General features: G+C 36.9%; 25 protein-coding genes. 14 read left to right on the forward strand and 11 right to left on the reverse strand.

The annotated features are described in order from the left end of the window. The first annotated feature begins 132 nt into the window (after window positions 1-132). A complete protein-coding gene (locus PMI13_RS08165) occupies window positions 133-2,205 on the forward strand; it encodes an alpha-ketoacid dehydrogenase subunit alpha/beta (protein ID WP_034670232.1) in 2,073 nt (690 codons plus the stop codon). Between the two features lie 98 nt (window positions 2,206-2,303). Continuing rightward, complete coding sequence (locus PMI13_RS08170) at window positions 2,304-3,335, forward strand: bestrophin family protein (protein WP_007842607.1); 1,032 nt, start codon at window positions 2,304-2,306, stop codon at window positions 3,333-3,335. A 43-nt stretch (window positions 3,336-3,378) separates the two neighbouring features. Here PMI13_RS08170 and PMI13_RS08175 read toward each other — a convergent pair whose 3' ends face one another. Beyond that, a complete protein-coding gene (locus tag PMI13_RS08175; RefSeq protein WP_007842610.1) occupies window positions 3,379-3,837 on the reverse strand; it encodes an Lrp/AsnC family transcriptional regulator in 459 nt (152 codons plus the stop codon). 154 nt (window positions 3,838-3,991) lie between these two features. On the opposite strand from PMI13_RS08175, the gene PMI13_RS08180 reads away from it, so the two are divergent. After that, a complete protein-coding gene (locus tag PMI13_RS08180; RefSeq protein WP_007842611.1) occupies window positions 3,992-5,218 on the forward strand; it encodes an aminotransferase class I/II-fold pyridoxal phosphate-dependent enzyme in 1,227 nt (408 codons plus the stop codon). 138 nt (window positions 5,219-5,356) lie between these two features. Here the strand turns inward: PMI13_RS08180 and PMI13_RS08185 are convergent, their stop codons facing one another. From PMI13_RS08185 to PMI13_RS08200, 4 genes are all read right to left on the reverse strand, one after another. Further along, complete coding sequence (locus tag PMI13_RS08185) at window positions 5,357-6,361, reverse strand: glycosyltransferase (RefSeq protein ID WP_007842612.1); 1,005 nt, start codon at window positions 6,359-6,361, stop codon at window positions 5,357-5,359. Window positions 6,362-6,505: 144 nt separating this feature from the next. Beyond that, on the reverse strand, window positions 6,506-7,276 hold the full coding sequence (locus PMI13_RS08190; RefSeq protein WP_007842613.1) for a GLPGLI family protein: 771 nt from the start codon (window positions 7,274-7,276) through the stop codon (window positions 6,506-6,508). Then, window positions 7,269-8,027, reverse strand: a complete 759-nt coding sequence (locus PMI13_RS08195; protein WP_034670234.1) for a GLPGLI family protein — start codon at window positions 8,025-8,027, stop codon at window positions 7,269-7,271. Before PMI13_RS08195 ends, PMI13_RS08190 begins: the two co-directional genes overlap by 8 nt. A 38-nt stretch (window positions 8,028-8,065) precedes the next feature. After that, on the reverse strand, window positions 8,066-8,275 hold the full coding sequence (locus PMI13_RS08200; RefSeq protein ID WP_007842617.1) for a hypothetical protein: 210 nt from the start codon (window positions 8,273-8,275) through the stop codon (window positions 8,066-8,068). A 154-nt stretch (window positions 8,276-8,429) separates the two neighbouring features. Between PMI13_RS08200 and PMI13_RS08205 the strand changes: the two genes are divergently transcribed. The 3 genes from PMI13_RS08205 to PMI13_RS08215 all read left to right on the forward strand — a co-directional run bounded on the left by PMI13_RS08205 (window position 8,430) and on the right by PMI13_RS08215 (window position 11,160). Next, entirely contained in the window at window positions 8,430-8,798 is a 369-nt protein-coding gene (locus PMI13_RS08205) for a helix-turn-helix transcriptional regulator (RefSeq protein ID WP_007842619.1), read from the forward strand. A 497-nt stretch (window positions 8,799-9,295) separates the two neighbouring features. Then, window positions 9,296-10,309 (forward strand): SDR family NAD(P)-dependent oxidoreductase, encoded by a 1,014-nt coding sequence (locus tag PMI13_RS08210; protein WP_007842621.1) that lies wholly within the window; start codon window positions 9,296-9,298, stop codon window positions 10,307-10,309. Window positions 10,310-10,353: 44 nt separating this feature from the next. Then, window positions 10,354-11,160: a helix-turn-helix domain-containing protein gene (locus PMI13_RS08215; protein WP_007842624.1), complete on the forward strand. Its 807-nt coding sequence runs from the start codon at window positions 10,354-10,356 to the stop codon at window positions 11,158-11,160. Window positions 11,161-11,177: 17 nt separating this feature from the next. On the opposite strand, the gene PMI13_RS08220 is transcribed toward PMI13_RS08215, so the two are convergent. Both PMI13_RS08220 and PMI13_RS08225 read right to left on the reverse strand, forming a co-directional pair. Next, window positions 11,178-11,588, reverse strand: a complete 411-nt coding sequence (locus PMI13_RS08220) for a hypothetical protein (RefSeq protein WP_007842627.1) — start codon at window positions 11,586-11,588, stop codon at window positions 11,178-11,180. 119 nt (window positions 11,589-11,707) lie between these two features. Next, the gene (locus PMI13_RS08225; RefSeq protein ID WP_007842629.1) at window positions 11,708-12,871 is read right to left on the reverse strand and encodes a THUMP domain-containing class I SAM-dependent RNA methyltransferase; all 1,164 of its coding nucleotides are present in this window, start codon (window positions 12,869-12,871) and stop codon (window positions 11,708-11,710) included. 137 nt (window positions 12,872-13,008) lie between these two features. On the opposite strand from PMI13_RS08225, the gene PMI13_RS08230 reads away from it, so the two are divergent. Both PMI13_RS08230 and PMI13_RS08235 read left to right on the forward strand, forming a co-directional pair. Continuing rightward, window positions 13,009-13,737: a class I SAM-dependent DNA methyltransferase gene (locus PMI13_RS08230; RefSeq protein WP_007842630.1), complete on the forward strand. Its 729-nt coding sequence runs from the start codon at window positions 13,009-13,011 to the stop codon at window positions 13,735-13,737. Further along, a complete protein-coding gene (locus PMI13_RS08235) occupies window positions 13,734-14,468 on the forward strand; it encodes a ZIP family metal transporter (RefSeq protein WP_007842631.1) in 735 nt (244 codons plus the stop codon). The genes PMI13_RS08230 and PMI13_RS08235 overlap by 4 nt, the downstream gene beginning before the upstream one ends. A gap of 74 nt (window positions 14,469-14,542) precedes the next feature. Here PMI13_RS08235 and PMI13_RS08240 read toward each other — a convergent pair whose 3' ends face one another. Together PMI13_RS08240 and PMI13_RS08245 are read right to left on the reverse strand one after the other, a co-directional pair. Then, window positions 14,543-15,925 carry an OmpP1/FadL family transporter gene (locus PMI13_RS08240; RefSeq protein ID WP_007842634.1) on the reverse strand — a complete coding sequence of 461 codons (1,383 nt, stop codon included), beginning with the start codon at window positions 15,923-15,925 and terminating at the stop codon, window positions 14,543-14,545. A gap of 54 nt (window positions 15,926-15,979) precedes the next feature. Beyond that, on the reverse strand, window positions 15,980-17,053 hold the full coding sequence (locus PMI13_RS08245) for a hypothetical protein (protein WP_007842636.1): 1,074 nt from the start codon (window positions 17,051-17,053) through the stop codon (window positions 15,980-15,982). A gap of 144 nt (window positions 17,054-17,197) precedes the next feature. Between PMI13_RS08245 and proS the strand changes: the two genes are divergently transcribed. The 5 genes from proS (at window position 17,198) to dnaJ (ending at window position 23,529) form a co-directional block, all read left to right on the forward strand. Further along, window positions 17,198-18,673, forward strand: a complete 1,476-nt coding sequence (proS, locus tag PMI13_RS08250; protein ID WP_007842638.1) for a proline--tRNA ligase — start codon at window positions 17,198-17,200, stop codon at window positions 18,671-18,673. Window positions 18,674-18,790: 117 nt separating this feature from the next. Further along, a complete protein-coding gene (locus PMI13_RS08255; protein WP_007842639.1) occupies window positions 18,791-20,098 on the forward strand; it encodes an OmpA family protein in 1,308 nt (435 codons plus the stop codon). Window positions 20,099-20,210: 112 nt separating this feature from the next. Continuing rightward, a complete protein-coding gene (locus tag PMI13_RS08260) occupies window positions 20,211-21,545 on the forward strand; it encodes an Nramp family divalent metal transporter (RefSeq protein ID WP_007842640.1) in 1,335 nt (444 codons plus the stop codon). A gap of 230 nt (window positions 21,546-21,775) precedes the next feature. Next, window positions 21,776-22,312 (forward strand): nucleotide exchange factor GrpE, encoded by a 537-nt coding sequence (locus PMI13_RS08265; RefSeq protein ID WP_007842641.1) that lies wholly within the window; start codon window positions 21,776-21,778, stop codon window positions 22,310-22,312. A 98-nt stretch (window positions 22,313-22,410) separates the two neighbouring features. Further along, window positions 22,411-23,529: a molecular chaperone DnaJ gene (gene dnaJ / locus PMI13_RS08270; protein WP_007842642.1), complete on the forward strand. Its 1,119-nt coding sequence runs from the start codon at window positions 22,411-22,413 to the stop codon at window positions 23,527-23,529. Window positions 23,530-23,598: 69 nt separating this feature from the next. Here dnaJ and PMI13_RS08275 read toward each other — a convergent pair whose 3' ends face one another. After that, a complete protein-coding gene (locus tag PMI13_RS08275) occupies window positions 23,599-24,522 on the reverse strand; it encodes an acyltransferase family protein (protein ID WP_007842643.1) in 924 nt (307 codons plus the stop codon). 42 nt (window positions 24,523-24,564) lie between these two features. Further along, entirely contained in the window at window positions 24,565-25,446 is an 882-nt protein-coding gene (locus tag PMI13_RS08280; protein ID WP_007842644.1) for a DUF808 domain-containing protein, read from the reverse strand. A gap of 223 nt (window positions 25,447-25,669) precedes the next feature. On the opposite strand from PMI13_RS08280, the gene PMI13_RS08285 reads away from it, so the two are divergent. After that, a complete protein-coding gene (locus tag PMI13_RS08285; RefSeq protein WP_007842645.1) occupies window positions 25,670-26,539 on the forward strand; it encodes an alpha/beta hydrolase in 870 nt (289 codons plus the stop codon). Window positions 26,540-26,707 lie beyond the last annotated feature (168 nt).

The raw sequence follows: 26,707 nt of genomic DNA on the forward strand, positions 1-26,707 counted from the left end.
ATTCTTGAGGTAAAAACAGGTAAAGAAGTTATTTCTAAAAAGCTTATTAAGGAATAATCTTTCACATGATGCAATCTTTACAAAATACTAACAAGCGTTAGTATTTTGTTTTTTTATGTATCTTTGCTTTCTATGGAAAATACACTTCACGAAAAAGTTTCTCAGGATATTTTACTTAAGGCTTACAACCATATGATGTTGGCAAAAGCAATGGCAGACATCTATGAAGAGAACAGAAATGTTTGTAAATATGTTCATAGTACATCAAGAGGCCACGAAGCCATACAGCTGGCTACCGCCTATCAGTTAAAAAAAGAAGACTGGGTTTCACCTTATTACCGGGATGAAAGTATTCTGCTGGGAATCGGGTTTGAACCTTATCAACTGATGCTACAGCTGCTGGCAAAAGCTGACGATCCTTTTTCAGGAGGTAGATCTTATTATTCTCACCCTTCGAGCAGAGATGAAAATAAGCCAAAAATTATTCATCAGAGTTCAGCGACAGGAATGCAGACCATTCCGACTGCAGGAATTGCACAGGGTATAAAATATATTCAGGACTTTAATTTACAGCAATTTGAAAACAATCCGGTTGTCATTTGCAGTCTTGGAGATAATTCTATGACAGAAGGTGAAGTGAGTGAAGCACTTCAGTTTTCAGCTTTACACCAACTTCCAATTATTTTCCTTGTACAGGATAATGAATGGGGTATTTCCGTGACCAAAGAAGAAGCCAGAACTTGTGATGCCTACGATTTTGTAGCCGGATTTACAGGCTTGAGCAGAATGAGAGTAGACGGAACGGATTTCGCTGAAAGTTTTGAAGTGATGAAAAAAGCTGTAGATTTCGTACGAACTGAAAGAAAACCATTAGTAGTATGTGCAAAAACAGTTTTGATCGGTCACCATACTTCAGGAGTAAGAAGAGAATTCTATAGAGATGAAGAGGATTTAACGAAACACAGAGCGAAAGATCCGGGAGAAATCCTTAGGAATCAGCTTCTTGAATCCGGAGTTGATGAAGAACTATTAAAACAGATCACGAAAAAAGCCCGCTTAGAAACTGAAGAAGCTTTTGAAAGAGCTAAAAATGCAGAAGATCCGAAACCGGAAACTGTGATGCAACATATTTTTGCTCCTACCCCGATTATTGAGGAAACAGGAACACGTGAACCTGCAGGCGGAGAAAAAATCGTAATGGTAGACGCTGCCATCCATGCCATCCAGGAATTGATGTGGAAACATCCCGAGGCTTTACTTTATGGACAGGATGTCGGGGAAAGAATCGGTGGGGTTTTCCGTGAAACGGTAACTTTAGGTAAAAAATTCGGCAGCAAAAGAGTTTTCAATACCGCAATTCAGGAAGCTTATATTATTGGTTCCACAACAGGGATGAGTGCCGTTGGCTTGAAACCCATTGTAGAAGTACAGTTTGCAGATTATATCTATCCGGGAATCAACCAGCTGATCACGGAAATTTCAAAATCAAGCTATTTAAGCCAGGGAAAATTCCCTGTAAGTAATATTATCCGTGTTCCGATCGGAGCTTACGGAGGCGGAGGCCCTTATCACAGTGGCAGTGTGGAAAGTATTTTAGCGAATATTAAAGGGATTAAAATAGCTTATCCAAGTAACGCCGCAGATTTTAAAGGCTTATTAAAAGCCGCTTATTACGACCCGAATCCGGTAATTATGCTTGAACACAAAGGCCTTTACTGGAGCAAAGTTCCAGGAACCGAAGACGCAAAAACCATAGAACCGGCAGAAGATTATATTTTACCTTTCGGGAAAGGAAAAGTGATCATTGAAGCTGATAAAAATGAAACTGAAAAAGGAAGGACCTTATTGGTGGTAACTTACGGAATGGGTGTTTACTGGGCTAAAGAAGCTGCAAAAAGCTTTAACGGAAGAGTTGAAGTAATAGATTTGAGAACCCTGATCCCTCTCGATGAAGAGCTGGTTTTCGAAAGAGTGAAAGCTCACGGGAAATGTATCGTTCTGACAGAAGAGCAGCTTAATAATTCATTTGCAGAAGCTTTTGCACACAGAATCTCCAAAAACTGTTTCAGATATCTTGAAGCCCCGGTAGAAACAATAGGGTCTTTGGATGTTCCGGCTGTTCCTATCAATCTGGTACTGGAAAAAGAAATGCTTCCAAATGCCGAGAAACTCAGTGAAAAAATTGATGAGCTATTAAAACATTAATTCAGATAAAACTTTAAACCTCTAAAATAATTTTAGAGGTTTTTTTTGTACATTTTTTATTATCTTTAATAAACTTGCACTAAACTTTACATGCACTTATGATCACTACAAAATATTTCAATTACAGGCAGGTTCTCAATTTATCCGGCACTCATCTGATCTGGATTTCGATCTGGTGTACATTGATCGCTGCTCTTTTCTATTTTTTCAACTGGCACTGGATGACCATCCCCTGGGTTCCGGTAGCACTGATCGGTACCGCTGAAGCGTTTTTGGTTGGTTTTAAAAATAATCAGGCTTATGACAGGCTTTGGGAAGCCAGAAAAATCTGGGGTGGAATTGTAAATTCAAGCCGGTCATTAGCTTCCATGGTGTATGCTTTTAACACTGATAATGAAGAAGTAGGCACTTTTGATCTGGAAGACCGGAGAAAAAAAATCGTTTATCGTCATATTGCATGGCTGTATGCTTTTCGTGAACAACTGCTGGTACCTACCGAGTGGGAACACATCAGTGCAGAGGAAGAACATTATCATCATATCAACCAAAGAAGGAACAGATTGATCAAAGCGGGGTTTCCGGATTATGGAAGAACTCCGATTTTCCTTAATAAATATCTCTCTGAGGAAGAAGCGGATCTGCAATCGGATTATAAAAATTTTGCAACTTATCTTATTTCAAAACAGGCAAAAGATATAAATGAGCTAAAAAATATCAAGGCTATTTCAGACTTCAATCAAATGCAGTTACAGACGTGCCTGAATGAATTTTATGGTTTTCAGGGACAGGCAGAAAGAATTAAAAAATTTCCGTCACCAAGACAGTTTGCAAGTACTGCGTTTATTTTCAATGTTCTTTTTATCATGTTACTCCCTTTAGGCTTGGTCAATGAATTTGCAAAACTTGGTGACTGGGGTATCTGGACTTCTATTCCCTTCTGTATCATTATCGGCTGGATTTACATTATCATGGAACTGGTAGGCGATTATTCGGAAAATCCGTTTGCAGGGCTTATGTTTGATGTTCCGATGCTCTCTATTTGCAGAAACATTGAAATTGATTTATTACAAATAGCCGGAGAAACCGATCTGCCGGATCCTATTGTTTCTAAAAATGGGGTATTAATTTAAAATACTACAGGGCTTCGGATATAATTAATCTACATTTTCAGTTTTATAAAACAATCGACGTTGTATTTTTCACCTCAGAGATCATAAAAGAGCTGTGCGTACTGGCTATATGCTGTAAGGTAGTCAGTTTGCTCAACATAAAATTCCGGTAATCTTCCATATCTTTCACCCCGATTTTTAAAATATAATCGTAATCACCACTTACATGAAAACATTCTGTAACCTCATGGAGATTCATGATCTCACGTTCAAACTGAAGTACATACTCTTTTTTATGCTGCGTTAATTTCACATGGCATAAAACAATAAAATCCCTGCTCACTTTATGTTTATCCAACAAGGCAACATATTTTGAAATCACTCCGGAATTTTCAAGCTTTTTAATTCTTTCATAAACTGCCGTCACAGATAGCCCCAGCTTGTAAGAGAGCTCTTTGGTGGTTTGCTTAGAATCTTCCTGCAAAAAAAGAAGCAGTTTCTTATCCGTTTCATCAAAGTTCATAGATATTTTTTTGGTAAAAGCTTACAGCGATCAAATATACTAAACTTTTTTTCGGCAATAATAAATAAAAATAGATTTATATTCTAATATTTCAAAATACCATTGTAATAATTATGGAATTAATTCAAATTTAGCAGAACAAAATCTAAGATTTATGAAAGACTTTAATGCAGCCAATGAAATACAGGATTTACAGTATTTCGGTGAATTCGGTGGAGTGAACCCTTCTATTTCAGACAGTTCTACATATACTTTTCTTTCTGCAAAAACCATGTTTGATACTTTTGAAGGTAATGCAGACGGATGTTATTTATATTCCAGACATTCATCTCCCATGAACCTGTATCTTTCACAGGCCCTGGCAAAACTGGAAAACACAGAAACAGCCAATGTTACCGCATCGGGAATGGGTGCCATTACTTCTGTTTTGATGCAGGTCTGCAAAAGCGGTGACCACATTATTTCCAGCAGGACCATTTACGGTGGAACTTATGCATTCCTTAAAAATTTCCTTCCTCCTTTCAACATCAGTACCACTTTCGTGGATATTAATAATTTTGAATCTATTGAAAACTCCATACAGCCCAGTACAAAAGTTATTTACTGTGAAAGTGTGAGCAATCCTCTTCTTGAAGTTGCCGATCTAAGAAGGCTTTCAGAGATCTGTAAAAAATACAATTTACAGCTGATTGTAGACAATACATTTTCTCCACTTTCCATCTCTCCGAAATTGTTGGGGGCAGATATTGTCATCCACAGTTTAACGAAATTCATCAACGGAAGCAGTGATACTGTTGGTGGTGTTTATTGCGGAAGCCAGGAATTCATTAATGATACCAAAAATGTCAATACCGGAGCGTGTATGTTGCTTGGACCTACGATGGATAGTATGCGTTCGGCAAGTATTCTGAAAAATCTGAGAACACTTCACATCCGAATCAAACAGCATAGTCATAATGCCATGTACCTGGCTCAGAAATTTGAGGAAGACGGATTACGCGTGGTCTATCCCGGATTAAAATCCCACAGAAACCACGAATTAATGAAAAGCATGATGCATGAAGAATATGGGTTTGGCGGATTATTGACTTTAGATGCCGGAACGACAGAAAAGGCTAATGAATTAATGGAAATGATGCAGCAGGAAAACCTCGGATATCTGGCAGTAAGCTTAGGATTTTACAAAACTTTATTCTCGTGTTCCGGAAGCTCAACTTCTTCGGAGATTCCGGAAGAAGAGCGGGCTGCAATGGGAATTTCTGACGGACTGATCAGATTTTCAATAGGCCTTGACCACGACATCGAAAGGACCTATCAAAAAATGAAAGAATGCATGGAAAAAGTCGGCGTTCTTAACCATGAAAGCATATCTATATCCTAATTTTTATCATTGTTTATAAATGCTGTTGAAATTTCGACAGCATTTATTTTTATCCCTAAGAATCCTGAAGGAATTAATTTTAATCAAGCAAACTTAATATTCTTAACCGCTTAACCGGCCTTAATGGTTTAAAAAAGATTATTTTTTATGAAAATGCTTCGGAAATGCATCTTCCGCTTTCATCCTGAAGACATTCAGCAAAATCCATGATTTTAAAAAACCGTAACCGTACGAAAACATCTGAATATAAGTGGAAATCACCGCCATTGCTGCAATACTTATATTTTTAGTCACGATTAGCGCATGAAAAAGGACCATAAAAGTATACAATCCATACAAAGCCAGGATAATTCCTCTTCCTAAAAAGAAATATTCAATAAAGCCTAAAATATAACCTAACAGGAATAAAGTCGGGAATGCAAAAGATATCTTTACATAATTCGGATGTCTCTGATTAAGAATTGGCCTTGCACAGCCAAACTGGAATACCTGTTTTGAAAACTTCCCGAAATCCACTCTTCGTTTATGATAGACTGCAATATCATCAAAAAATGCTGTGGTAAAACCATTTTCCCAAAGCGTCATTGACAAATCCGAGTCCTCACCTATTCTCATCTCTGAAAATCCGCCCACCTTATCAAAAACAGTCTTTTTCACGCCCATATTAAAACTTCTCGGCTGAAATTTTGAAACCGTTTTTTTATTCCCTCTGATTCCGCCTGTTGTAAAAACCGAGGTCATGGAATACGAGATCGCTTTTTGCATCAGGTTAAAGCCTTTATGGGCCTTGTCCGCACCCCCGAAAGCATCACAGGGAATTTCTGCTATATCTTTTTTAATATTTTCAATATAATCTTTTTCTACAATGACATCACTGTCTACAAAAATCAGCCATTCGTTTTCCGCTCTTCCGGCACCGTAATTTCTTGTAAGACCGGGTCCGGAGTTATTTTTTCTGAAATATCTGATGCTCAGGAAGCTTTCAAAATGATGTATGGTCGGTTTCAGATCAATCAGGGAACCATCATCTACGATAATAATTTCAAAATCTTTATCGGTTTGTTGGGTAAGTGAAGTGAGCAGTTCGAAAAGCTCATCTTTTCGGTTAAAAATAGCAACGATGATGGAAATTGTAGGCTTCAAATCTGAAAATTTTTCAAAATTACTTATTCACGAAAGAATGCGCAAACAAGTAGGCAAAAATATAAAACGAAAAATCTTCATATAATATTTTTTCTACAACCAAAATAACTTAACTATTAATTCAAAAATTAACAAACTCATTTATTATTCAAAAGGTTTCAATTCCAGAGGATTGTTAAACATCTTTTTCTTTTTATCAAATATCTCTTGTGTTTGTTTTCTCATTCCCTCGTCCAGATCCGGAAAACCAGCAATTGTAAACTCCATATTATACCGGGCAGTTAAATAATTTTTTTTACTCATTAATTTATAACTCGAAAGGTTATATTTAAAAGTCTCAGAGTTTTTCTCAACTTTTGTAGCTATAAAATGGTAATCATCTCGTGTATCGTATAATTCAAAGATCAATCCTGGTAAGCCATTAAATTTATAAGGTCCTAAAGACTGAGGATATTCCTTAGAAAAATAAGCAATCCACCTTCTTCCGTATTTGTTGGTTGCTGCCATTTGACATTTTATTCCATTAATCATTTTTGTTTCTCCGTAAAGAACCCATTTTAATGATTCAGATTCTTCGTATCTTATTTTAGAATCTATTGCAATGGTGAAAACTGTTGTTTTATTATTTATTTTAATCACTCTTTCATTAAAAATGATATTGTTTGATTTAGAGTCAATTCCATCCTTAGATTTGTATTTTCCTGAATCAAAAAGATACAAATTATCAATACCAAAATAAAAATCTTGGGAGTTTCCAATCAAAATAAAATTTTTGTTTTTTTTTAAACTATCTCCTAATTTAAGATTTGCGTTATATGTTATTTGTATTGTAGGCTTTATTTCAATTTTTTGAGCCATTCCCATTAAAAATGAGAAAATCAAGAGGTAAAAGCATTTTTTCATATCTTCATTCAAAAGGCTTTAATTCTAATGGATTATTTTCTAATTTTTTTAATTTCTCTAGTAAACCCTGAAAATACATACTGTCTTGCCCTTCCATTCCAGGAAATCTTGCCATTGTAAATTCCAAATTATATTTAGCTTTTAAATATTTTTCTTTTGGAAAATTTTTAAATTCATTAAGGTTAAAATCAAAATCATCATTATACTTTCCCACTTTAGTAAGTGTAAAGTGATAATCATCTCTTGTATCATATAATTCAAAGATCAATCCCGGTAAACCTGTAAATTTATATGGACCAAGAGATTGAGGATATTCCTTAGAAAAATAAGCTATCCACCTCCTTCCATATTTATTGGTTGCTGCCATTTGACAATTCACACCATTAATTATTTTAGTCTCTCCATATAGAACCCATTTTAAATCAGTTTTTTCCTGATATCTTATTTTTGTATCTGCTAAAGAAATAAAAATATTTGTCAATCCATCTTTTCGTATCAATCTTTCCTGAAAATAATCGCTTATTGCTCTTGTGTCAATCCCTTTTGGAGTATATTGCCCTGTATCATTCAAATAATTCTGCCCTGCAGCAAAATAATAGTCTTGAGAATTTCCAATTAAAACAAATTTTTGATCATGTCTGTTCTTTTCTCCTAGCTTTATTGAAGCATCATAATTAACAACAATAGAAGTCTCTATATTTATTTTTTGTCCAAAAAACTTTAAACAAAACATAATTAAAAATAAAATTAATCTTTTCTTCATCTTATTATTAATAGGCGGCGTGCACTCCGCCTAATGAATTAAGGGTTAATTATTACATCAATCTCATCACCACATTCAACAAGATTTGCGGCTGCAATCCAGTTTTGCATTTGCTGATAAGTATAATTTTCAGGAAATGTAGTATAATGCTTTACACCACATGTAGAAGTCCAAACCGCTTGAAGGGTTCTCGCAAATGCCATAATGGAAATACCCATCATAGCACAAAATAAAATTTTCTTTTTCATTGTTTTGTTTTAATTGTTAATACTCTTTTTAGTTTTCTAAAAGTATTTCCGGATAACTTTTGCCACAAATCTATATCCCTACCTTTTGAAATACAAATAAAAATTATTCGAATTTATTCGCATAATTTTGTTTTATATTTGTAAAAAAATTTCTATGATCAAAGAAAAATTAATCAGGATGAGAAAAGAGAAAAAATTTTCTCAACAAGATATAGCTGAACATTTAAACATAAGCCAGACCCAATATCTCCGTAAAGAAAAAGGTGAAGTAGAAATTAAAGATGATGAGTGGGAACGTATTGCAAAACTGTTAGATGTTGAAGTTGAAGACATTAAGCAGTTTGACTCTGACAACTCCATCAGCCAGAACTTTGAAAATAATACAGGTAACTATATTGGAAGTAATAATGTATATTGTAATGTTCCCGAATATTTATTAGAAAACCAACAGGAATACATAAATATGTTGAAAAAAGAAATTCAAGAATTAAAGGAAAAAATTATAAAATTGGAACAAAGATAACCTCAGCTTAAGTTTCAAACCTTCCATACAAGTCCAAAATATATGTTTTGGATTTTTTTATTGCTCTTCATAACTGTATCAATGATATTTTCAGGTTCTGAAATCATCCGACGGGGTCTCGAATAAGTCTGTTGATCTAATGAACCTCAAAATTAAGGTTCATAACCGGAAATTTAGGGGTTCGAAACGTCAAAAAAGCACTTCTATAATGTGAAAAATGCGGTTCATAACCGAAACAAGGGATTCCAGAACCTCAACGGAGTATTCCAGAACCCCAACGGATTATTTTGAGACATAAACATAGATATCCAGAACCTAAAATCTTCTTCACAAATCCTTCAAAAATATAGGAATGGCTAATCTTTTTTATTAAATTGAAGTACAACTTTTCAATTAATAAATAAAATGACATTTCTAACAAAGCAATTTGACATTCTCAACACAATCATCAAACCTGATCTGCTCTAATTTTGTCTCAACAAATTAAAGTTAAAAAAATGAATACTTATCAGAAAAATTTACAGCAACCTATCGGATCAGGTTTTAATGCACAGTCTACTGCTCAGGAAGTAATCGAAGGAATTAACCTTACCGGAAAAACGGCCATCATTACAGGTGGTTACGCAGGAATCGGTTTAGAAACTACCAGAACGTTAGTTACAGCTGGTGCAAAGGTTATTGTTCCTGCCCGGGATATTGAAAAAGCAAGAAAAAATTTAGCCGGAATTAGTCCTATTGAACTGGAATTACTCGATCTAATGGATCCCGGATCTATTGATGCTTTTGCAGAAAAATTCATAGCTTCAGACAGAAAACTCGATCTGCTGATCAATAATGCAGGAATCATGTGGGTCCCTTTACGAAGAGACAAGAGAGGTATCGAATCTCAACTTGCTACAAACTACCTGGGGCAGTTCCAGCTTACGGCAAGGCTTTGGCCCACTTTAAAAAAGGCTGATGGAGCAAGGGTGATCAATGTATCATCTTATGGCCACCAGATGTCATCTTTCGATTTTGAAGACCCTAATTTTGAACATCGTGAATATCAGACATTACTGGGTTACGGACAATCAAAAACCGCATGTAATCTTTTTGCTGCCGAACTGGATAACAGGGGAAAAGAATTCAAGGTAAGAGCCTACTCTTTACATCCGGGATCTGTTTATGGAACCGATCTGGGAAGAGATGAACCCATTGACCTGTATATCCAGATGGGAACCCATGATCAAAATGGAAAAATAAAGCCTGAAGTTGAAGCTAAATTAAAAACCATCCCACAAGGTGCTGCCACGACAATATGGTGTGCTACGAGCCCTTTGCTTGATGATATTGGCGGTGTATATTGCGAAAACTGTGATATCGCTGAAATCGATCATGGCCAGATTGAACACCGGTACGATGACCCATCAACGATAAGAGGTGTTCAGTTGTATTCCCTGGATAAAGAAAATGCCGGACGTTTATGGACATTAAGTGAAGAAATGACAGGAATAGCATTCAATGTTGAATAAATGTTTTTAAATGAATAGTTTTGTTAGTGAAAAATGATAAGCCAATGGATTTTCATATCAAATATATCACACCGGACATCAAGCTTTCCACCTATGATGATAAACTGTTTAAAACGGAAACAGTTTTTGAATACCATATGCTGGTCTGGTTTATATCCGGTGAGACAAAAATCATCCAGGCTGACCGGTCTTACACTTTTCAGGCGGGTGATATTTTTCTGATTCCGAGAAACCACCTGGCAACCATAATCAATTACCCAAAGGACGGGCTTCCGCATAAGGCTGTAGTAATGCACCTTACCACAGAACGTCTTAAAAAATTTTATTCCAACATTGATACGGAGCCAAAAAACCTCAGGAAAAAAACCGGAATTCACATTTTTAACAATCATCCTTTATTGGAAAGCTGTATGGCTTCATTAATCCCTTATTTTGATATGAAGGAACCTTTTCCTGAACATATCGCTTCACTGAAAATCATGGAAGCCATTAGTATTATCAGGGAAATTGATAAAAATACTGATGCCGTACTGGCCGATTTTGAAGAGCCCGGAAAGATTGACCTCATCAGCTTTATGGAGAAAAACTATATGTTTAATATGCCATTGGAAAGATTCGGATATTTAACAGGACGAAGCCTCTCCACTTTTAACCGGGATTTCAGAAAGGCTTTTCAGAGAACACCTCAGCGATGGCTTACCAAAAAACGCCTTGAGCTGGCCTATTATCAGCTTACTGAAAAGAATAAAAAGCCAACGGATGTTTTTATGGAAGTAGGTTTTGAGGATCTGTCGCACTTTTCTTATGCTTTTAAAAAACAGTATGGATATGCGCCGTCTGGTGTGAGGTAACCTGAAAATAATTAATATCAGAATAATCCGGATTCAAAATAAATACATAAAACCACTGAAATACAAAATAAAATAGCTGAACAACTGAAAAACAGCCATTGGAATATATTTTTGAAATGATAAAATTCAAGGGTATGCAGGATAAAAAAGAATATCATTGAGACTGCAACTCCTATTAGAGAAGCCACAATCAAAGTTTGTACATAATTCTCCGCAGGTAACGGATCTTTAAATACGATAAATAATAGTATTAATGCTATTATAATAAAAACTGAACTGATTTTTTCAACAAGATATTTTGTTTTTCTAGTTTTTTTAGTTCTTCTGAACTTATCATCATAGCTGAGACTCCCGGAGGATGGGTTGCCGAAAAACAGATCAAGAAAATCCAATACAAATTCTACGGTTTCAAAAATATTCCAGGACATTTATTTAAATTTTGAATGAATGCAGGCTTCGAGAGCCTCAGCCTGCCGTACTTTTCATCAGTATTTAGATAATTTTGTTTATCAAACAAGCAGGCTGAGGCTCTCGAAGCCTGTTTTTCTTATTGATTTTCGAGCTTATGAACTTTCTTCGTTCCCTCATACATTTCGTACTGTAAAAATCGGGTTTCCAGTTTTCCGTTGAAAAGCTTGATTTTTCTTGAAGGGCGAAGGCCTATCTTTTTTACGGCTTCCAGATCGGAAGAAATCAGCCACGCTAATGTGTTTGGGTAATCGGTCTTGAAAGTATCTCCTATCTTTTTGTAGAAATCATCATCGCTGATAGAAATTCTTTCGTCATACGGAGGATTGAAAACCATCAGTAAAGGGAAAAGCTCTTTTTTAGAGTCAAAGAAATTCTGTTTTTTCACTTCGATCACATCTTCCATTTCCGCAGACTCAATATTAATTCTTGCTGCATTCAACATTCTTGCATCGATATCGTAACCTACAATTTTCCCGGTAAATTCTTTGATCCTGTTTACTCTGACTTCTTTGATTTTGTTAAACAGTTCAGCATCGTAATTTTTCCAGTTCTGGAAAGCAAACCTTTTTCTGAAAAGCTGTGCAGGAAGATCCATCGCAATCATCGCCGCTTCTATTAAAAGCGTTCCGGAACCGCACATCGGATCAAGGAAATTACCTTTTCCGTCCCAACCTGCAAGCTGAAGCATTCCGCTTGCGAGAACTTCATTAATAGGAGCTTCACCCTGTTCTTTTCTGTATCCTCTTTTGAATAAAGGATCACCGGAAGAATCCAGGGAAATAGTCACCAGCTCTCTGTCGATATGAAGATGGAATTTAATATCCGGGCTTTTAGGCTCTACATTCGGACGTTTTTTAAACTTCTCCTGAAAATAATCCACAATGGCATCTTTCATTTTCAGTGTTACAAACTGGGAATGCTTAAATGTTTCGGAATTTACGGTTGAATCGATCGCAAATGACTGGTCAACATCCATAAACTGTTCCCATTCCACTTTAAAAAGTCTGTCATAAAACTGGTGCTGGTTAAAAGCTTTAAATTCAAAAACAGGAATTAAAATTTTTAAAGCAGTTCTTGCAGAATAATTAATTTTATAAAGGAAGCCAAGGTCACCTTCACAATTTACGGCTCTGTTTTTAACTTCAACGTTACGTCCGCCCAATCTTTTGATTTCTTCTGCCAGGATCGGCTCCAGTCCGAAGAATGTCTTTATCTGAATTTTTAGATTTTCTGTATCCATATTATTACAATTAAAAGATTTAATGATTTAAAAACTAAAAGATTAGGGGTTCAATTTTTAAATTAATTGAATCTTTCAATACTTTAATGTTTAAAATACTTTTCTTTTAAGACCACAAATTTAGTTATTTTTGCATTATGGAATGGTTTGAATCTTGGTTTGATACCCCTTATTATCATTTACTTTATAGCAACAGAGATTATACTGAGGCAGAAAATTTCATTACAAAACTTACTGCCGACCTTCAGCTGCCGCCTTCTGCCAAAATCATTGACCTGGCTTGCGGGAAGGGAAGACACTCTGTTTTTCTTAATAAACTTGGATATGATGTGCTGGGGCTCGATTTATCAAGGCAGAGCATAGAATTTGACAAACAGTTTGAAAACCAGACCTTGCTTTTTGATGTTCATGATATGCGAAACCCTATTGATGCAGATCCGATGGATGCTGTTTTCAATCTTTTTACAAGCTTCGGGTATTTTGATAATGAAAGTGATGATAAGAAAGTTTTCCAGTCTGTTTATAATTCTTTAAAGCCCAGCGGATATTTTGTTCTGGATTATCTGAATGAAGAATATGTAAGGAGAAACATTCTTCCTGAATCAATCATCAGCCGCGGAGAGATTAATTTTAAAGTCTGTAAAAAGATTGAAGGCAGGCATATCATCAAGGATATCCGTTTTGAAGTTGACGGAAAGCCCTATCATTACTTTGAAAAAGTAAAACTTCACACTTTGGAAGCCATTAATTCCTATGCTACGGAATGTGGTTTTGAAAGGATAAAAATATGGGGTGATTATCAGCTGAATGATTTTCAAAAAGACACTTCAACCCGTTGCATCAATTTATTTAAGAAAAAAGTATGATCATAGTTCTTTTACTGATTTTAAGTGTAATTACAGGGGTATTCCTTGGAAAATATTTTGGTAAAAAGGAAAAGCTGGCAAAAAATTTATTGATTTTAAGTGCCGGTTTTTTAATTACGATTTGCTTAAATGAAGTTTTTCCACAAGTTTATACTTCTGAGGAAAGCGGCAACCTGGGAATTTTCGTTATCCTCGGTGTGCTGTTACAGATGATCCTGGAGGCACTGACTAAAGGTTTTGAGCACGGGCATTTTCATCATCATAATGAACATAATATACTTCCCGTTGCCCTAATGGCAGGATTGTTTATTCATGCATTTATTGAAGGGATTCCTTTGGCCAATGAAGACAACCTTGCCTCTCCTTATCTTCTGGGGATTATATTTCACAATATCCCGATCTCATTTATTCTGGGTGCTTTTTTGTTCAACAGAAAAGATTCTGTACAAAACAAACCCTCCTATCCTTCATTACTGATCGTTGCTTTATTTGCACTGGCATCTCCTTTGGGAATGTTATTGGGAAATTATTTCAACCCTGATTTACAACCTTATTTCCTTGCCATTGTAGGTGGGATATTCTTACATATTTCTTCGGTTATTATTTTTGAAAGCAACAAAAACCACAATATCGACTGGTTAAAAATAGGCCTGGTGATCGTAGGGGTTTCTCTCGCCCTGATCATGCATCTGTTCCATTCTCATCCTCATGCAGGTCATCATCACCATTAAAAAAAATTGATATAAAAATAAAAGCTCCGGACATTGTCCGGAGCCTCATTTAATCACTTTACACAATCTGGAAATTAGAATTTCCATCCAAATGTAAGAAAGAAGTTATTTCTGTTGTTTTTCACGTCAGATACTGCGTATGAATCGCTTGATATCAATTTGTTTGATGAATAATATCCGGCTTCTATATTATTTGCAGGATCTACAGTCCCTTGCATGAACGGATTGCTATACTTCGTGCTTATATTCTGATAAGTCGCATCAATATAGAATGATTTGAAATCATATCCAAGACCGAATGACAAAGCATTTCTGTCGTTTAAGATAAGATTGCCGTAAGACTCATCTCCTACTGAACCGTCATTATTAAATCTGCTGATGGTAAGCGCATCCAAAGGATTGGAAGCATAGGAATATCCTCCTCTTACCCTGATCTGCTTCACTCTGTATTCTGCACCTACTCTCACTTCAGATACGTTTTTATAATTATCTTTGAAGAAATCGTTCAGTTCTGATTCTGCAGGCCCATACTCTTTATATTTTGGTCTCGTTAAACCAAGGGTATAATCTATGTTCATTGAAAAGCTTTTGCTTGCAACGAAAGCAGCACTTACCGTGGCTTTAAGAGGTGTGGTCAGCTTTCTGTTTTCTACAGCATAATCATCACCGTATACAGGATCATTATAGAAATTATAGCTTCTGTCGATATCCCAGAATGTAGGAGTTTCCAATGATGCCCCTAATCTGAAATTAGGGCTTAATTTACCAATTACCCCTAATGAAGCTGAAAAACCGGACGATCTTTCATAGTAAGGTGTATTTTGCTTACTGAAAAGCTCGCTGGATCCGTTTTGAAGGGAGGTAAAAGATGCCGTATCAGACTGATCCATAGTCAGGTTGAAAAAGTTCAGTCCTGCCCCGATATATACATTATTGTTGTAGTTGGCTCCTACCCCAACGCTTGTTTTAGACAAATTACCATAACGGTCGTAAGCGTGACGTCCTAACGATGAGCTGTTATTTTCATCAAAATCATAGATTATATTACTGTTTCCCGGTGTTTCTACATAATTTTCTATAGATTGATTGGAAAAGTTAACCCCGACATTGATAAACTTCCATGCCCTTTCGGTCATCAATTGAAAAGTCATGATCCCACCTATGTTTCCGAGATCTCCTTTATTGATATTATATCCGTAAGAAGATCCTGCAAAAGAGGAGGTATTTTTATTACTTGTAATGGATAATGTAGCATTCACTTCTCCAGAAATAGCAACCCCTAATCCTGCAGGGTTGGTGAGCAGAGAACTTGCATCTCCACCCAAAGCCCCGTTAGATCCTCCCATGGCATTGAACTTTGCAGAACCTGTCATTGGAGAATTAGAGTATACATCAATAGAATTCCTGATCGCGGAAACATCCTGAGCCTGTGCAAAAAATGCAGCAGAAATGCTCATTATTACTAAAGATTTTTTTAACATTATTTTTTTGAATAGTTATTAAGTTTGAAATTATCTTCCGCCTCTGAAACCGCCGCCACCGCCGCCGGATCTGAATCCACCACTGCCACCGGAAGAACCGCCTCTGAAGCCGCCACTGCTTCCTGAACTTGAGTTGTTGAAACCACCGGATCTGAAGCCACTGTCATTTCTGTATCTTGGCTGAGACTGTTGTTGGTCGTAATTATAGTTGGGTCTTGTCTGAGGATTCGGATTACGGTATCCGGATTGATTTCTGAAGCCACCGTTATTCTGCTGTCTGAAGCCGCCATTAGTATTTCCTTGTCTGAAACCACCGTTGGCATTTTGTCTGAAGCCGCTATTCGCGTTCTGTCTGAATCCTGATCCGCTGTTTTTCAGACCTGATCCGTTCCCGTTTCTGAAACCTCCGTTGTATCCGTTATATTTTTTCAGGCCGTTACCGCCGGCATTGCTGTTAAATCCTCTTCCGTTGGCACCGCTTCTTCTGTAAACAGGATTGTAATATCCGTTCCCCCAGTATCCGCCTCCGTACCAGCCACCATAATATCCACCCCAGAACGGGTCGTAATATCCCCAATATGGAGAATATCCATAACCCCAGTAAGGATTATATCCGCCCCAGCCCCAGGAATTTCCCCAGCCGAAAGACATACCGAAGCTCCAGCCCCAGCCTCTGTTCCAGCCCCAATAAGGACTGTAACCTCCATACCAGCCCCAAGGTGAGCCCCAGCTCCATGAATTATCATAATAATTCGTTTGAGAACCGGCAAAATTTCCCCAGTCAGAATCTGTGGCATTCCCATTCCAGTTGGTATCACTCCATGAGTTATATCTGTTATCCTGTTCCTGGGAATTGGCTTCCGCATTTTGTATAACGTTTGAATCTTGATAATAGTCGTAGTAGTCTCCTACTCTGTTTCCGCCATCATTGATGATCACTCCTTCTGGCAGTGTATCTTTGTTGGGATCATAATAGACCCCGTCGGTCTCGCTATACCCACCCATTTGGGTTCCGCAAGACATCAGCAGTAATCCGCCTGATATAGCCAAAATGCCTTTAGATTTTAGCAAACCAAACAAATTTTTATGTATATTTCTTTTCATGATAACGTAAAAATTTTTAATTTAAATTATATTTGCAATCTGTACCAAAAATGTACCAAAAACACTGGTAAAAAATCTATCAAAAATAGATTTTTATTTTTAGATAACAATAATATAGAAAAGTTAAAAAAATTAAAAAAAATAATGGCAAAATTAACCTCAAGAAGCGAAGATTACAGCAAATGGTATAACGAATTGGTTGTAAAAGCAGATTTAGCTGAAAACTCAGGGGTGCGGGGATGCATGGTGATCAAGCCATACGGATATGCAATCTGGGAAAAAATGCGTGATGAAATGGACAAAAAGTTTAAAGAAACAGGTCACGTTAATGCTTATTTTCCGCTTTTTGTGCCCAAGAGCTTGTTTGAGGCAGAAGAAAAAAATGCAGAAGGCTTTGCAAAAGAATGTGCCGTTGTTACCCATTACAGATTAAAAACAGATCCGGATAATCCACATAAACTAATCGTGGACCCGGATGCTAAACTGGAAGAAGAACTCATTGTACGTCCAACTTCAGAAGCAATTATCTGGAATACTTATAAAAACTGGATTCAGTCTTACAGAGACTTACCGATATTGATTAACCAATGGGCCAATGTTGTACGCTGGGAAATGAGAACCCGTTTATTTTTAAGAACGGCAGAATTTTTATGGCAGGAAGGGCACACCGCTCATGCTACCAAAGATGAGGCTGTGGAAGAAGCGGAAAAAATGAACAAGGTATATGCAGATTTCGCTGAAAACTTTATGGCAATGCCGGTTATCCAGGGATTAAAGACTCCATCCGAAAGATTTGCAGGAGCTGATGAAACCTATTGCATCGAAGCATTAATGCAGGATGGTAAAGCTCTTCAGGCGGGAACTTCTCACTTCTTAGGACAGAATTTCGCAAAAGCTTTTGACGTAAAATTCACCAATAAAGAAGGAAAAATAGAATATGCTTGGGCTACTTCATGGGGCACTTCCACCCGTTTGATGGGAGCTTTGATCATGACCCACTCCGATGATTTCGGATTGGTACTGCCTCCTACTTTAGCCCCGATCCAGGTGGTTATTGTCCCTATCTTCAAAGGAGAAGAACAGTTAGACCAGATCAGCGAGGTTGCACTGGATATCCAGGCTAAATTAAAAGCTAAAGGTATTTCTGTGAAGTTCGATAATGATACCCATAATAAGCCGGGCTGGAAATTTGCAGAATACGAATTAAAAGGAGTTCCTGTAAGAATTGCAATCGGGCCAAAGGATCTTGAAAACAAATCCGTAGAAATCGCAAGAAGAGATAATCTTACCAAAGAAACTCATTCTATTGAAGGGCTGGATTCCTATATTGATGAACTATTGAAAACGATCCAGAAAGACCTTTACAATAGGGCCTTAAACTTCAGAAAGGATAATATCACTAAAGCAGATACCTATGAAGAGTTTAAAAAAGTTCTGGAAGAAAAAGGAGGTTTTATTTATGCTCATTGGGATGGTACAGCTGAAGAAGAAGAACAGATCAAAGAAGAAACAAAGGCAACAATCAGGTGTATTCCTTTGGATGATGACGTAGAAGCAGGCATTTCGCTTATTTCCGGAAAACCGTCACAGAGACGTGTACTATTTGCTAAAGCCTATTAAAATTTTGATAATTTTTCAAAATTTTAATTAAAGTTTAAAGAAATATTTAAAGAAACTAACTTTTAAGCAGATTTTTTGTTTAAATTTATAACAACATTAATCTCAAAAAAATTTATTATGTCTTTAAACGTCATCGACTTAATTAAAGGACAATTGGGTCCTGCTTTAGTGTCTCAGGCTGCATCACAGCTCGGAGAAAGTGAATCTGGTATTTCAAAAGCAATTGGAGGCCTTTTGCCGGCAGTTGTGGGAGGATTAGCAAACAATGCAGACAATCCCGGAGTTTTAGATGCAATTAGTGGAGCCTCATCCAGCGGGATTTTAGGAAATCTTCTCGGGAACTCTTCTAATAACTCTATTATCTCTACTTTGCTGTCATCAATTTTTGGTGATAAAATTGGAGGATTGGTCAACTCAATTGCTACTTTTGCGGGGATCAGTAATAATTCATCAAGTTCTTTATTAAATTTGGTGACAGGAGCCACATTAGGATCTGTCGGGAAATATGCGGCCGATAATAATCTGGATAAGTCCGGTATTTCAGGTCTGCTGAATGACCAGAAAGGAATTATTTCCACCTTGTTACCTGCAGGGCTTTCTTTAGCATCATTAAATATTGGTGACTGGGCTAAAGGATATAAGTTTGATAATGATAATGATGCAATAAAAACACCGCCTCAGGAAGAACCTAAAATAGAAGTTACCAGAAGTACCACTCCTACCGGAACCAATCCGGACAGGAATAATGAAAGTGGCGGTGGCGGCTCTATATGGAAATGGCTGCTTCCGCTTCTGTTACTGATTGCAGCTGCCTATTTCTTATGGAAGCAATGTGAGAAAAAAGAAACAACCACCACAACGGTTGCAGGGGACTCTACTGGTACACCTATGGATACAGCAACGGCAGTTTCTCCGGCAGATACCGCAGCAGCAATGCCTGCTACCACAAAAACCGATGAGAATATCGACCTGAACGGTACAATTCTTAAAGGATATAAAGGCGGAATGGAAGATCAGATGATTGCTTTCCTGAAATCTGATGGCTACAAAAATGCTAAAGATGATGCTGCTTTGAAAGATAAATGGTATGATTTTGACCATGTAAATTTCAAAATGGGAAGCTCTACCGAATTGGAAGCAGGTTCTCAGGGACAGCTTGAAAATCTGTCAGCAATTTTAAAAGCTTTCCCCGATGCCAAAATTAAAATTGGAGGGTATACAGATAAAGTGGGTAATGAAGCCAATAATGTAAAACTTTCAACAGCCAGAGCTACTTTTATCAAAGATTGGCTTGGGAAACAAGGGGTTGGAGCACAGGTTTTAGAAGCTGAAGGCTACGGAAGCAAATTTGCTACAGTAGATGCCAAAGCTTCTGACGCCGAAAGAGCTGTTGACAGAAAAATGGCAGTAAGATTTGCAAAATAATCTTTCAACAATATAAATTTAAAATCCCGGAAAAATTTTCCGGGATTTTTTCTTTTCGTATGTATGGTTTTTTCATTTATTTAATTACATTTGTTAGTCAATTCTAACATTTATGAATTTTAATTTAAAAAACGCCTGGCGTAAAGATAAATCAACACCTTCATTATCGGAAGTTTATTCGTCCATTAAAGTCCCAAAAAATGGGAGTTTCTGGAGAAAATATCTGGCCTTTGCAGGTCCTGGGCTTATGGTTGCTGTTGGATATATGGATCCCGGAAACTGGGCTACGGATATTGCCGGTGGCGCTCAGTTTGGCTATACTCTGCTTTCCGTAATTCTTATTTCAAATATTTTTGCGATGGTTTTGCAGCATTTATCCGTAAAATTAGGCGTTGTTGCAGAAAGAGATCTGGCACAGGCCTGCAGAGATCATTTTAATCCTACCACCAACTTTATCCTCTGGATACTTTGTGAAATTGCTATTGCAGCCTGTGATTTAGCCGAAGTAATCGGTTCTGCCATTGCCTTAAACTTACTTTTCCATATTCCATTGACGTGGGGAATTGTTATTACAACAGTGGATGTACTGATCATCCTGCTTCTTCAGGCAAAAGGTTTCAGATGGATTGAAAGTATCGTCGGCGGGCTTATATTCATTATTCTCGCCTGTTTTATTTATGAGATCGTCATCTCAAAACCTGCAGTCAATGAGATTTTAGGAGGCCTGGTTCCGCAAAAAGAGATTATCCAGAATCCCGCAATGCTCTATATTGCAATAGGAATCCTTGGAGCAACCGTGATGCCCCATAATCTCTATCTCCACAGCAGCATTGTACAGACAAGAGACTATACCCGTGACCGTGAAGGAAAAAAGGAAGCAATAAAATTTGCCACTCTAGACAGTACGGTTTCCTTAATGCTGGCTTTTTTTATCAACGGAGCCATACTCATTCTGGCAGCTGCAACGTTCCATATCACCGGCAATAAGCACGTTGCTGATATTCATGATGCCTATAAAATGTTAACGCCTATTTTAGGGGCCTCCATGGCAAGCATTGCGTTTGCCATTGCTTTATTAGCCTCAGGTCAAAACTCAACATTAACGGGAACTTTAGCCGGACAAATCGTTATGGAAGGCTTCCTCAACATAAGACTGAAACCCTGGCTGCGAAGATTAATAACAAGGCTTATTGCGGTAATTCCGGCATTAATCGTTACCATCCTGTATGGTGAAGAGGGAACGACGGAATTATTGGTTTTAAGCCAGGTTATTTTATCCATGCAGCTAAGCTTTGCGGTAGTTCCCCTGGTTATGTTTACCAGCGATAAAGCCAAAATGGGTGAATTTGTCAATAAGCCATTTCTAAAGGTTTGTGTCTGGATAATTTCTTTTATCATTATTATTTTAAACCTTTATTTATTATACCAGACTTTTTTTGGAGAATAGTCAATAGTGAAAACTGAATTGTGAGAGGTGAATTTATATCATTTGCCAATTTTAAATATCCGGATTCTTAATAAAATCAATATTGAAAATAAAGACAGGTTTAAAAATTGACTATTGACTTTTCACTATTGATCTTTCACCATATCCGCTTTCACTTTTTGTGACTTAATGTCCAGATTTCTTATTTGGCCGAATCTTTGACTAAAACATCTTTAAAATAGTTATTGAACATGGAAAATCAGGATATCAACGAAGAAAACATCAATAAACAAGAAGAAAACAACATTCAGAACGAAACATCTTCTGAAGAAAATGTGACAAATACTCCTACTGCAGAAGAACTTTTGGCAGAAGAAAAAGATCGTTACATCCGTCTTTATGCAGAATTTGAAAATTATAAAAAAAGAACTTCCAAAGAGAAAATGGAATTCTTCCAATATGCCAATCAGGATATGATGGTTTCTATGCTTGGGGTTTTGGATGATTTCGAAAGGGCCTTAAAAGAAATTGCTAAAAACGGAAATCCTTCAGATCTTCAGGGGGTTGAACTTATTTATCAGAAATTCAAAAATAAACTGACTGAAAAAGGGTTAAAAACTATGGAAGTAAAAGCCGGAGACAGCTTTAATGTAGATCTTCACGAAGCGATTACCCAAATCCCTGCCCCTTCAGAAGATTTAAAGGGTAAAATTGTAGATGTTATCGAAACCGGCTATACTTTAGGTGATAAAGTAATCCGTTTTGCAAAAGTGGTAACGGGAAATTAATATTAATAAGTGATAAATGATGAGTGGTAATGGTTTATATTTACTTCTTCCTCTCTGAATTTTTATTATCATTTATCAATAATCAATCATAAATTGTCATGTCAAAAAGAGATTATTACGAGGTTCTTGAAATCAGCAAATCTGCATCAGCCGATGAAATAAAGAAAGCATACCGTAAAATGGCCATTAAATTTCACCCTGATAAAAATCCGGGAGATAAGGAAGCCGAAGAAAAATTTAAAGAGGCTGCTGAAGCTTACGAAGTATTAAGTGATGACCAGAAACGGGCGAGATATGACCAGTTTGGTCACGCAGGTGTTGGCGGAAACGGAGGATTCGGCGGTGGAGGATTCGGCGGCGGAATGAATATGGAAGATATTTTCAGCCAGTTTGGAGATATTTTCGGTGGTCATTTCGGTGGCGGTGGTTTTGGCGGCGGGGGACGTCAGCAGGTGAAAGGTTCTAATTTAAGGATCAGAATTAAACTGAATCTTGAAGAGATGGTGAACGGAACCCAGAAGACTCTTAAAGTAAAGAAAATGAAGATGGCGGAAGGCGCCACTTCAAAAACCTGTCCTACATGTAACGGTTCAGGGGTTCAGTTGAAAGTAATGAACACCATGTTCGGACAAATGCAAACCCAGACGACCTGTGGAACCTGTCAGGGAATCGGAAAAGTTGCGGATAAAATCCCGCCAGGTGCCAATGCACAAGGCTTGGTAAAGGATGAAGAAGAAATCACAATCAATATTCCAGCAGGAGCAAGAGACGGAATTCAGCTTAATGTAAGAGGAAAAGGGAATGACGCTCCATTCGGTGGAATCCCTGGAGATCTATTGGTGATTGTAGAAGAGGAAGTAGATAAAGTAATCAAAAGAGAAGGTGACAATCTTCACCAGGAATTATACATTTCATTTGCAGAAGCAGCATTGGGAACTAAAAAAGAAGTTCCTACCGTTGGCGGAAAAGTGAAGATCACGATCGAACCTGGAACACAGTCCGGAAAAATTCTAAGATTAGCAGGAAAAGGCCTTCCAAGTATCGACAGCTATGGTAAAGGTGATATGTTTATTCATATCAATGTATGGACACCGCAAAAGCTGACAAAAGAACAGAAAGAATTCTTCGAAAACCAGATGTCAAGCGGAGAAATGGTTGCAGAACCTTCCGGAAAAGAAAAAACTTTCTTTGACAAAGTGAAAGATTTATTCAATTAAAAATATCTAAGAGGCCTTAATTAAAGGTCTCTTTTTTTATTTCAAGCCTCAACGAAAATATAAGTAAGCTTAAAGCAGATATTTTATTTTCCTGTTGGCATATACCAGAAGTATGCTTACTATCAGCAATACCACTATAAAAACAGCAGTTTCATAAGCGGAGAAATGCCTTCCCAACATCAGCTTCATAAGAAGTGGATGAACCAGATAAATTGCTGTAGATAGGTTCGCTAAAATTTTAGAATCAGAAAGCAGTACTTTACTTTTGCCATATAAAAACACTAGAGGACAGGCTATCATCAATGAAAAAAGCAGATCAATACTATCTTTTTTGTTTAATCCAATAAATTGATAATTACAAAAAGCTTCAAAAATAACCAACCCGGTTACCAGCAGAACCTGGAACAATGAAGGCTTTAACTTTACCTCTGTATTCAGCTTTTTAATCAGAAAACCTATTGAAAGAAAGGGAAAGCAAACAAATAAAAAATTCCGGTACAATGGATATGCATTTAAAGTGGAATCTGCTTTTCCAGGGAAAGGGTGAAGATTTCCCAAAAGCTGAATACCATATCCACAACAGAATAATATCAGGCTCATTGCAGCCAGAGTAACGGTAGATTTCTTTCTTAAAAAAAACAATATAATGCCTGCAAAAAAAGTCCCGATCAGATACCACAAATGATGGTAACCAAAAATCACATTCAGTATCCATGAATCATCATCTTTCCAGAACGGAATATAGATAACCGACCAGAGCGCATACAGTAAAAATAGTCTTACCAGCCATTTTTTCAGTTTACCGGCAGTATCGATATGATAGAAATAATATCCCGTTATAATCAGAAAAACCGGCACTCCAATTCTAAAAAGCCCGTTAACCAATACATAGCTCAGCTTCGGATAAGAATCTCTCAAAAGATGCATATGTAAAAAAACGACAAAAAATGCCAGTATGATTTTCAGTACATCTATGGATAAACTTCTCCTCATATTTTAAATATAACTGATATTCTGAAGTTTTACAGACAAAATCTATCTGCGGATAACAAGGGAATATATTTTCTTTCCCAGGGTAAAAATAGCTACAGCTGCAAGCCCACCTGCAATTCCGAATGTAAATTCTTTCAATATGGATGGCCAGGTCGGAAATAACTCATGAAGGTAATGGATATTATGAGCAAAAATGCCTCCCGATACCAGAATCAGAGCAATGGTGCCCACTACTCCCAACATTTTAATAATAACCGGCAGGGCTTTGACCAATAAATGTCCTAATTTTGAAAAAAAACCTTTGTCATTGCTTTTTCTGATCAGCTTAAACCCGGCGTCATCCATTCTTACAATCAGAGCAACGATTCCGTAAACCCCTACCGTTGCTAAAAACGAAACAAAAGTCACCGTAAGAATCTGGGTCAGCAAAGGATGATTTTCCTGGATCACAGTTCCCAAAGCAATAATTACAATTTCTATGGAAAGGATAAAGTCTGTAGTAATCGCAGATTTTATTTTTGCTTTTTCAGAGTCTTCAGAATCTTCACTTTTCGTGCTTTCTTCTACCACTTCATGCCCTTTTTTGGCACGGTGAAACAGAAATTCGATAATCTTTTCCATACCTTCAAATGCCAGGTACAGACCTCCCAGGATAAGAATAACTTCGATCGCCGGCTTGTACAGCCAGTTAAGCAAAAACGCAACAGGAAGTATAATTAATTTATTGATGAAAGAACCTTTTGTAATCGCCCATAAAACCGGCAATTCCCGGGAAGAAAGAAATCCGGTGGCTTTTTCCGCATTTACAGCTAAATCATCTCCTAAAATCCCTGCTGTTTTCTGTGTTGCCAGTTTACTTGTAACGGCCACATCATCCATCAAAGCCGCGATATCATCTAAAATTGCAAAGAAACCGGATGCCATATTATTTTAATCTTTTTTTAATATATGTTAAGTCGGACAAAAATAGTTATTTAATTCTAGTTTTCATTTTCTTTTAGAATGAATTTAACAAAGAAAAGATAATCATATCAAAAAAGAGATGAGAATTAAATTTATTTTTTCAAGCTAAAAATCAACATTCAGTAAGAGAAAAATCATAAGACCCCGACTACTTTTTACCACTATATTTGTGTACATTTAACCTATGAAAAAGCTCGTTCTCAGATATCATTTTTTTGTTTTAGGATGTATCAGCTTTTTACTCAATTCATGTAATTCCAGATTCCGGGTCTGGGTAGGGACCAATAACCAGCAAAAAATTTACAATTTAAAATACGGTGAACATAAAAGACAGAAAATGGATGTCTTTCTACCTTCAGAATATGCCAAAGATTCCCCGGTTGTTTTGATTGTACACGGTGGTGCCTGGAAATATGGACGGAAAGAGCATATGATCCAGATTCAGAAAATGCTGTTTAATCATAATATTCCAAGTATTAATATGAACTACAGGCCGGTCTCAAAATCAAAGAAGATCACCTACCGGGAGCAGCTGGAAGATATACGCTCAGTAATCACTAAATTTAATTCATTGGCCGACAAAGCAGAATTACAGCCTGATCATTACATCCTTTTAGGTGAAAGTGCGGGCGGTCACCTTGCCTTATTATACGGCTACCAGAATCCGGACCAGATTAAAAAAATCATTTCTCTGAGCGGCCCAACCGATTTTTATTCCGAAGAATATTTACGTTCTTTTTATTCAAAATATACATCCCCTACGGTTCAGAAAGTGGTAGGTACAAAGTTTAACCGTAAAAATGTCTCTGAAGAATTTAAAAAAGCAAGTCCCATTGCCAATATTACCAATGTTCCTACCCTTTTATTTCAGGGAAATCAGGATTTTCTGGTAAATCAGCATCAGGGCTTAGCATTAGATTCCGCCCTGGCAAGTCAAAATATACCTCATAAACTGATCTTTATGAAAAACACGGGACACGCACCCAGATTTTTCAGTAAAAGGAAAAGAGACAGTATTATTTATCCTAATATTCTGGAATGGGTTAAGGAGTGAAGAGTTATGAGTTATGAATTATGAGTTAAGAGTTGAGAGTTGAGAGTTGAGAGTTTAAAGAAGGTCTGACGGTAGATGTTAAATTATCCATTAACATTGATAACTCTTAACTCTTAACTCATAATTCATAACTCTAAAAAAAGCTGCCCCTTCCGGAACAGCTTTTAT

The sequence above is a fragment of the Chryseobacterium populi genome (assembly GCF_000282115.1).
In the GTDB taxonomy this organism is placed as follows: Bacteria; Bacteroidota; Bacteroidia; order Flavobacteriales; family Weeksellaceae; genus Chryseobacterium; species Chryseobacterium populi.

Coding starts and splice junctions, on each gene's coding strand:
- PMI13_RS08165 (WP_034670232.1), top strand. CDS start 133: ATGGAAAATACACTTCACGAAAAAGTTTCTCAGGATATTTTACTTAAG.
- PMI13_RS08170 (WP_007842607.1), top strand. CDS start 2,304: ATGATCACTACAAAATATTTCAATTACAGGCAGGTTCTCAATTTATCC.
- PMI13_RS08175 (WP_007842610.1), bottom strand. CDS start 3,837: ATGAACTTTGATGAAACGGATAAGAAACTGCTTCTTTTTTTGCAGGAA.
- PMI13_RS08180 (WP_007842611.1), top strand. CDS start 3,992: ATGAAAGACTTTAATGCAGCCAATGAAATACAGGATTTACAGTATTTC.
- PMI13_RS08195 (WP_034670234.1), bottom strand. CDS start 8,027: ATGAAGAAAAGATTAATTTTATTTTTAATTATGTTTTGTTTAAAGTTT.
- PMI13_RS08200 (WP_007842617.1), bottom strand. CDS start 8,275: ATGAAAAAGAAAATTTTATTTTGTGCTATGATGGGTATTTCCATTATG.
- PMI13_RS08205 (WP_007842619.1), top strand. CDS start 8,430: ATGATCAAAGAAAAATTAATCAGGATGAGAAAAGAGAAAAAATTTTCT.
- PMI13_RS08210 (WP_007842621.1), top strand. CDS start 9,296: ATGAATACTTATCAGAAAAATTTACAGCAACCTATCGGATCAGGTTTT.
- PMI13_RS08215 (WP_007842624.1), top strand. CDS start 10,354: ATGGATTTTCATATCAAATATATCACACCGGACATCAAGCTTTCCACC.
- PMI13_RS08220 (WP_007842627.1), bottom strand. CDS start 11,588: ATGTCCTGGAATATTTTTGAAACCGTAGAATTTGTATTGGATTTTCTT.
- PMI13_RS08225 (WP_007842629.1), bottom strand. CDS start 12,871: ATGGATACAGAAAATCTAAAAATTCAGATAAAGACATTCTTCGGACTG.
- PMI13_RS08230 (WP_007842630.1), top strand. CDS start 13,009: ATGGAATGGTTTGAATCTTGGTTTGATACCCCTTATTATCATTTACTT.
- PMI13_RS08235 (WP_007842631.1), top strand. CDS start 13,734: ATGATCATAGTTCTTTTACTGATTTTAAGTGTAATTACAGGGGTATTC.
- PMI13_RS08240 (WP_007842634.1), bottom strand. CDS start 15,925: ATGAGCATTTCTGCTGCATTTTTTGCACAGGCTCAGGATGTTTCCGCG.
- PMI13_RS08245 (WP_007842636.1), bottom strand. CDS start 17,053: ATGAAAAGAAATATACATAAAAATTTGTTTGGTTTGCTAAAATCTAAA.
- proS (WP_007842638.1), top strand. CDS start 17,198: ATGGCAAAATTAACCTCAAGAAGCGAAGATTACAGCAAATGGTATAAC.
- PMI13_RS08255 (WP_007842639.1), top strand. CDS start 18,791: ATGTCTTTAAACGTCATCGACTTAATTAAAGGACAATTGGGTCCTGCT.
- PMI13_RS08260 (WP_007842640.1), top strand. CDS start 20,211: ATGAATTTTAATTTAAAAAACGCCTGGCGTAAAGATAAATCAACACCT.
- PMI13_RS08265 (WP_007842641.1), top strand. CDS start 21,776: ATGGAAAATCAGGATATCAACGAAGAAAACATCAATAAACAAGAAGAA.
- dnaJ (WP_007842642.1), top strand. CDS start 22,411: ATGTCAAAAAGAGATTATTACGAGGTTCTTGAAATCAGCAAATCTGCA.
- PMI13_RS08275 (WP_007842643.1), bottom strand. CDS start 24,522: ATGAGGAGAAGTTTATCCATAGATGTACTGAAAATCATACTGGCATTT.
- PMI13_RS08280 (WP_007842644.1), bottom strand. CDS start 25,446: ATGGCATCCGGTTTCTTTGCAATTTTAGATGATATCGCGGCTTTGATG.
- PMI13_RS08285 (WP_007842645.1), top strand. CDS start 25,670: ATGAAAAAGCTCGTTCTCAGATATCATTTTTTTGTTTTAGGATGTATC.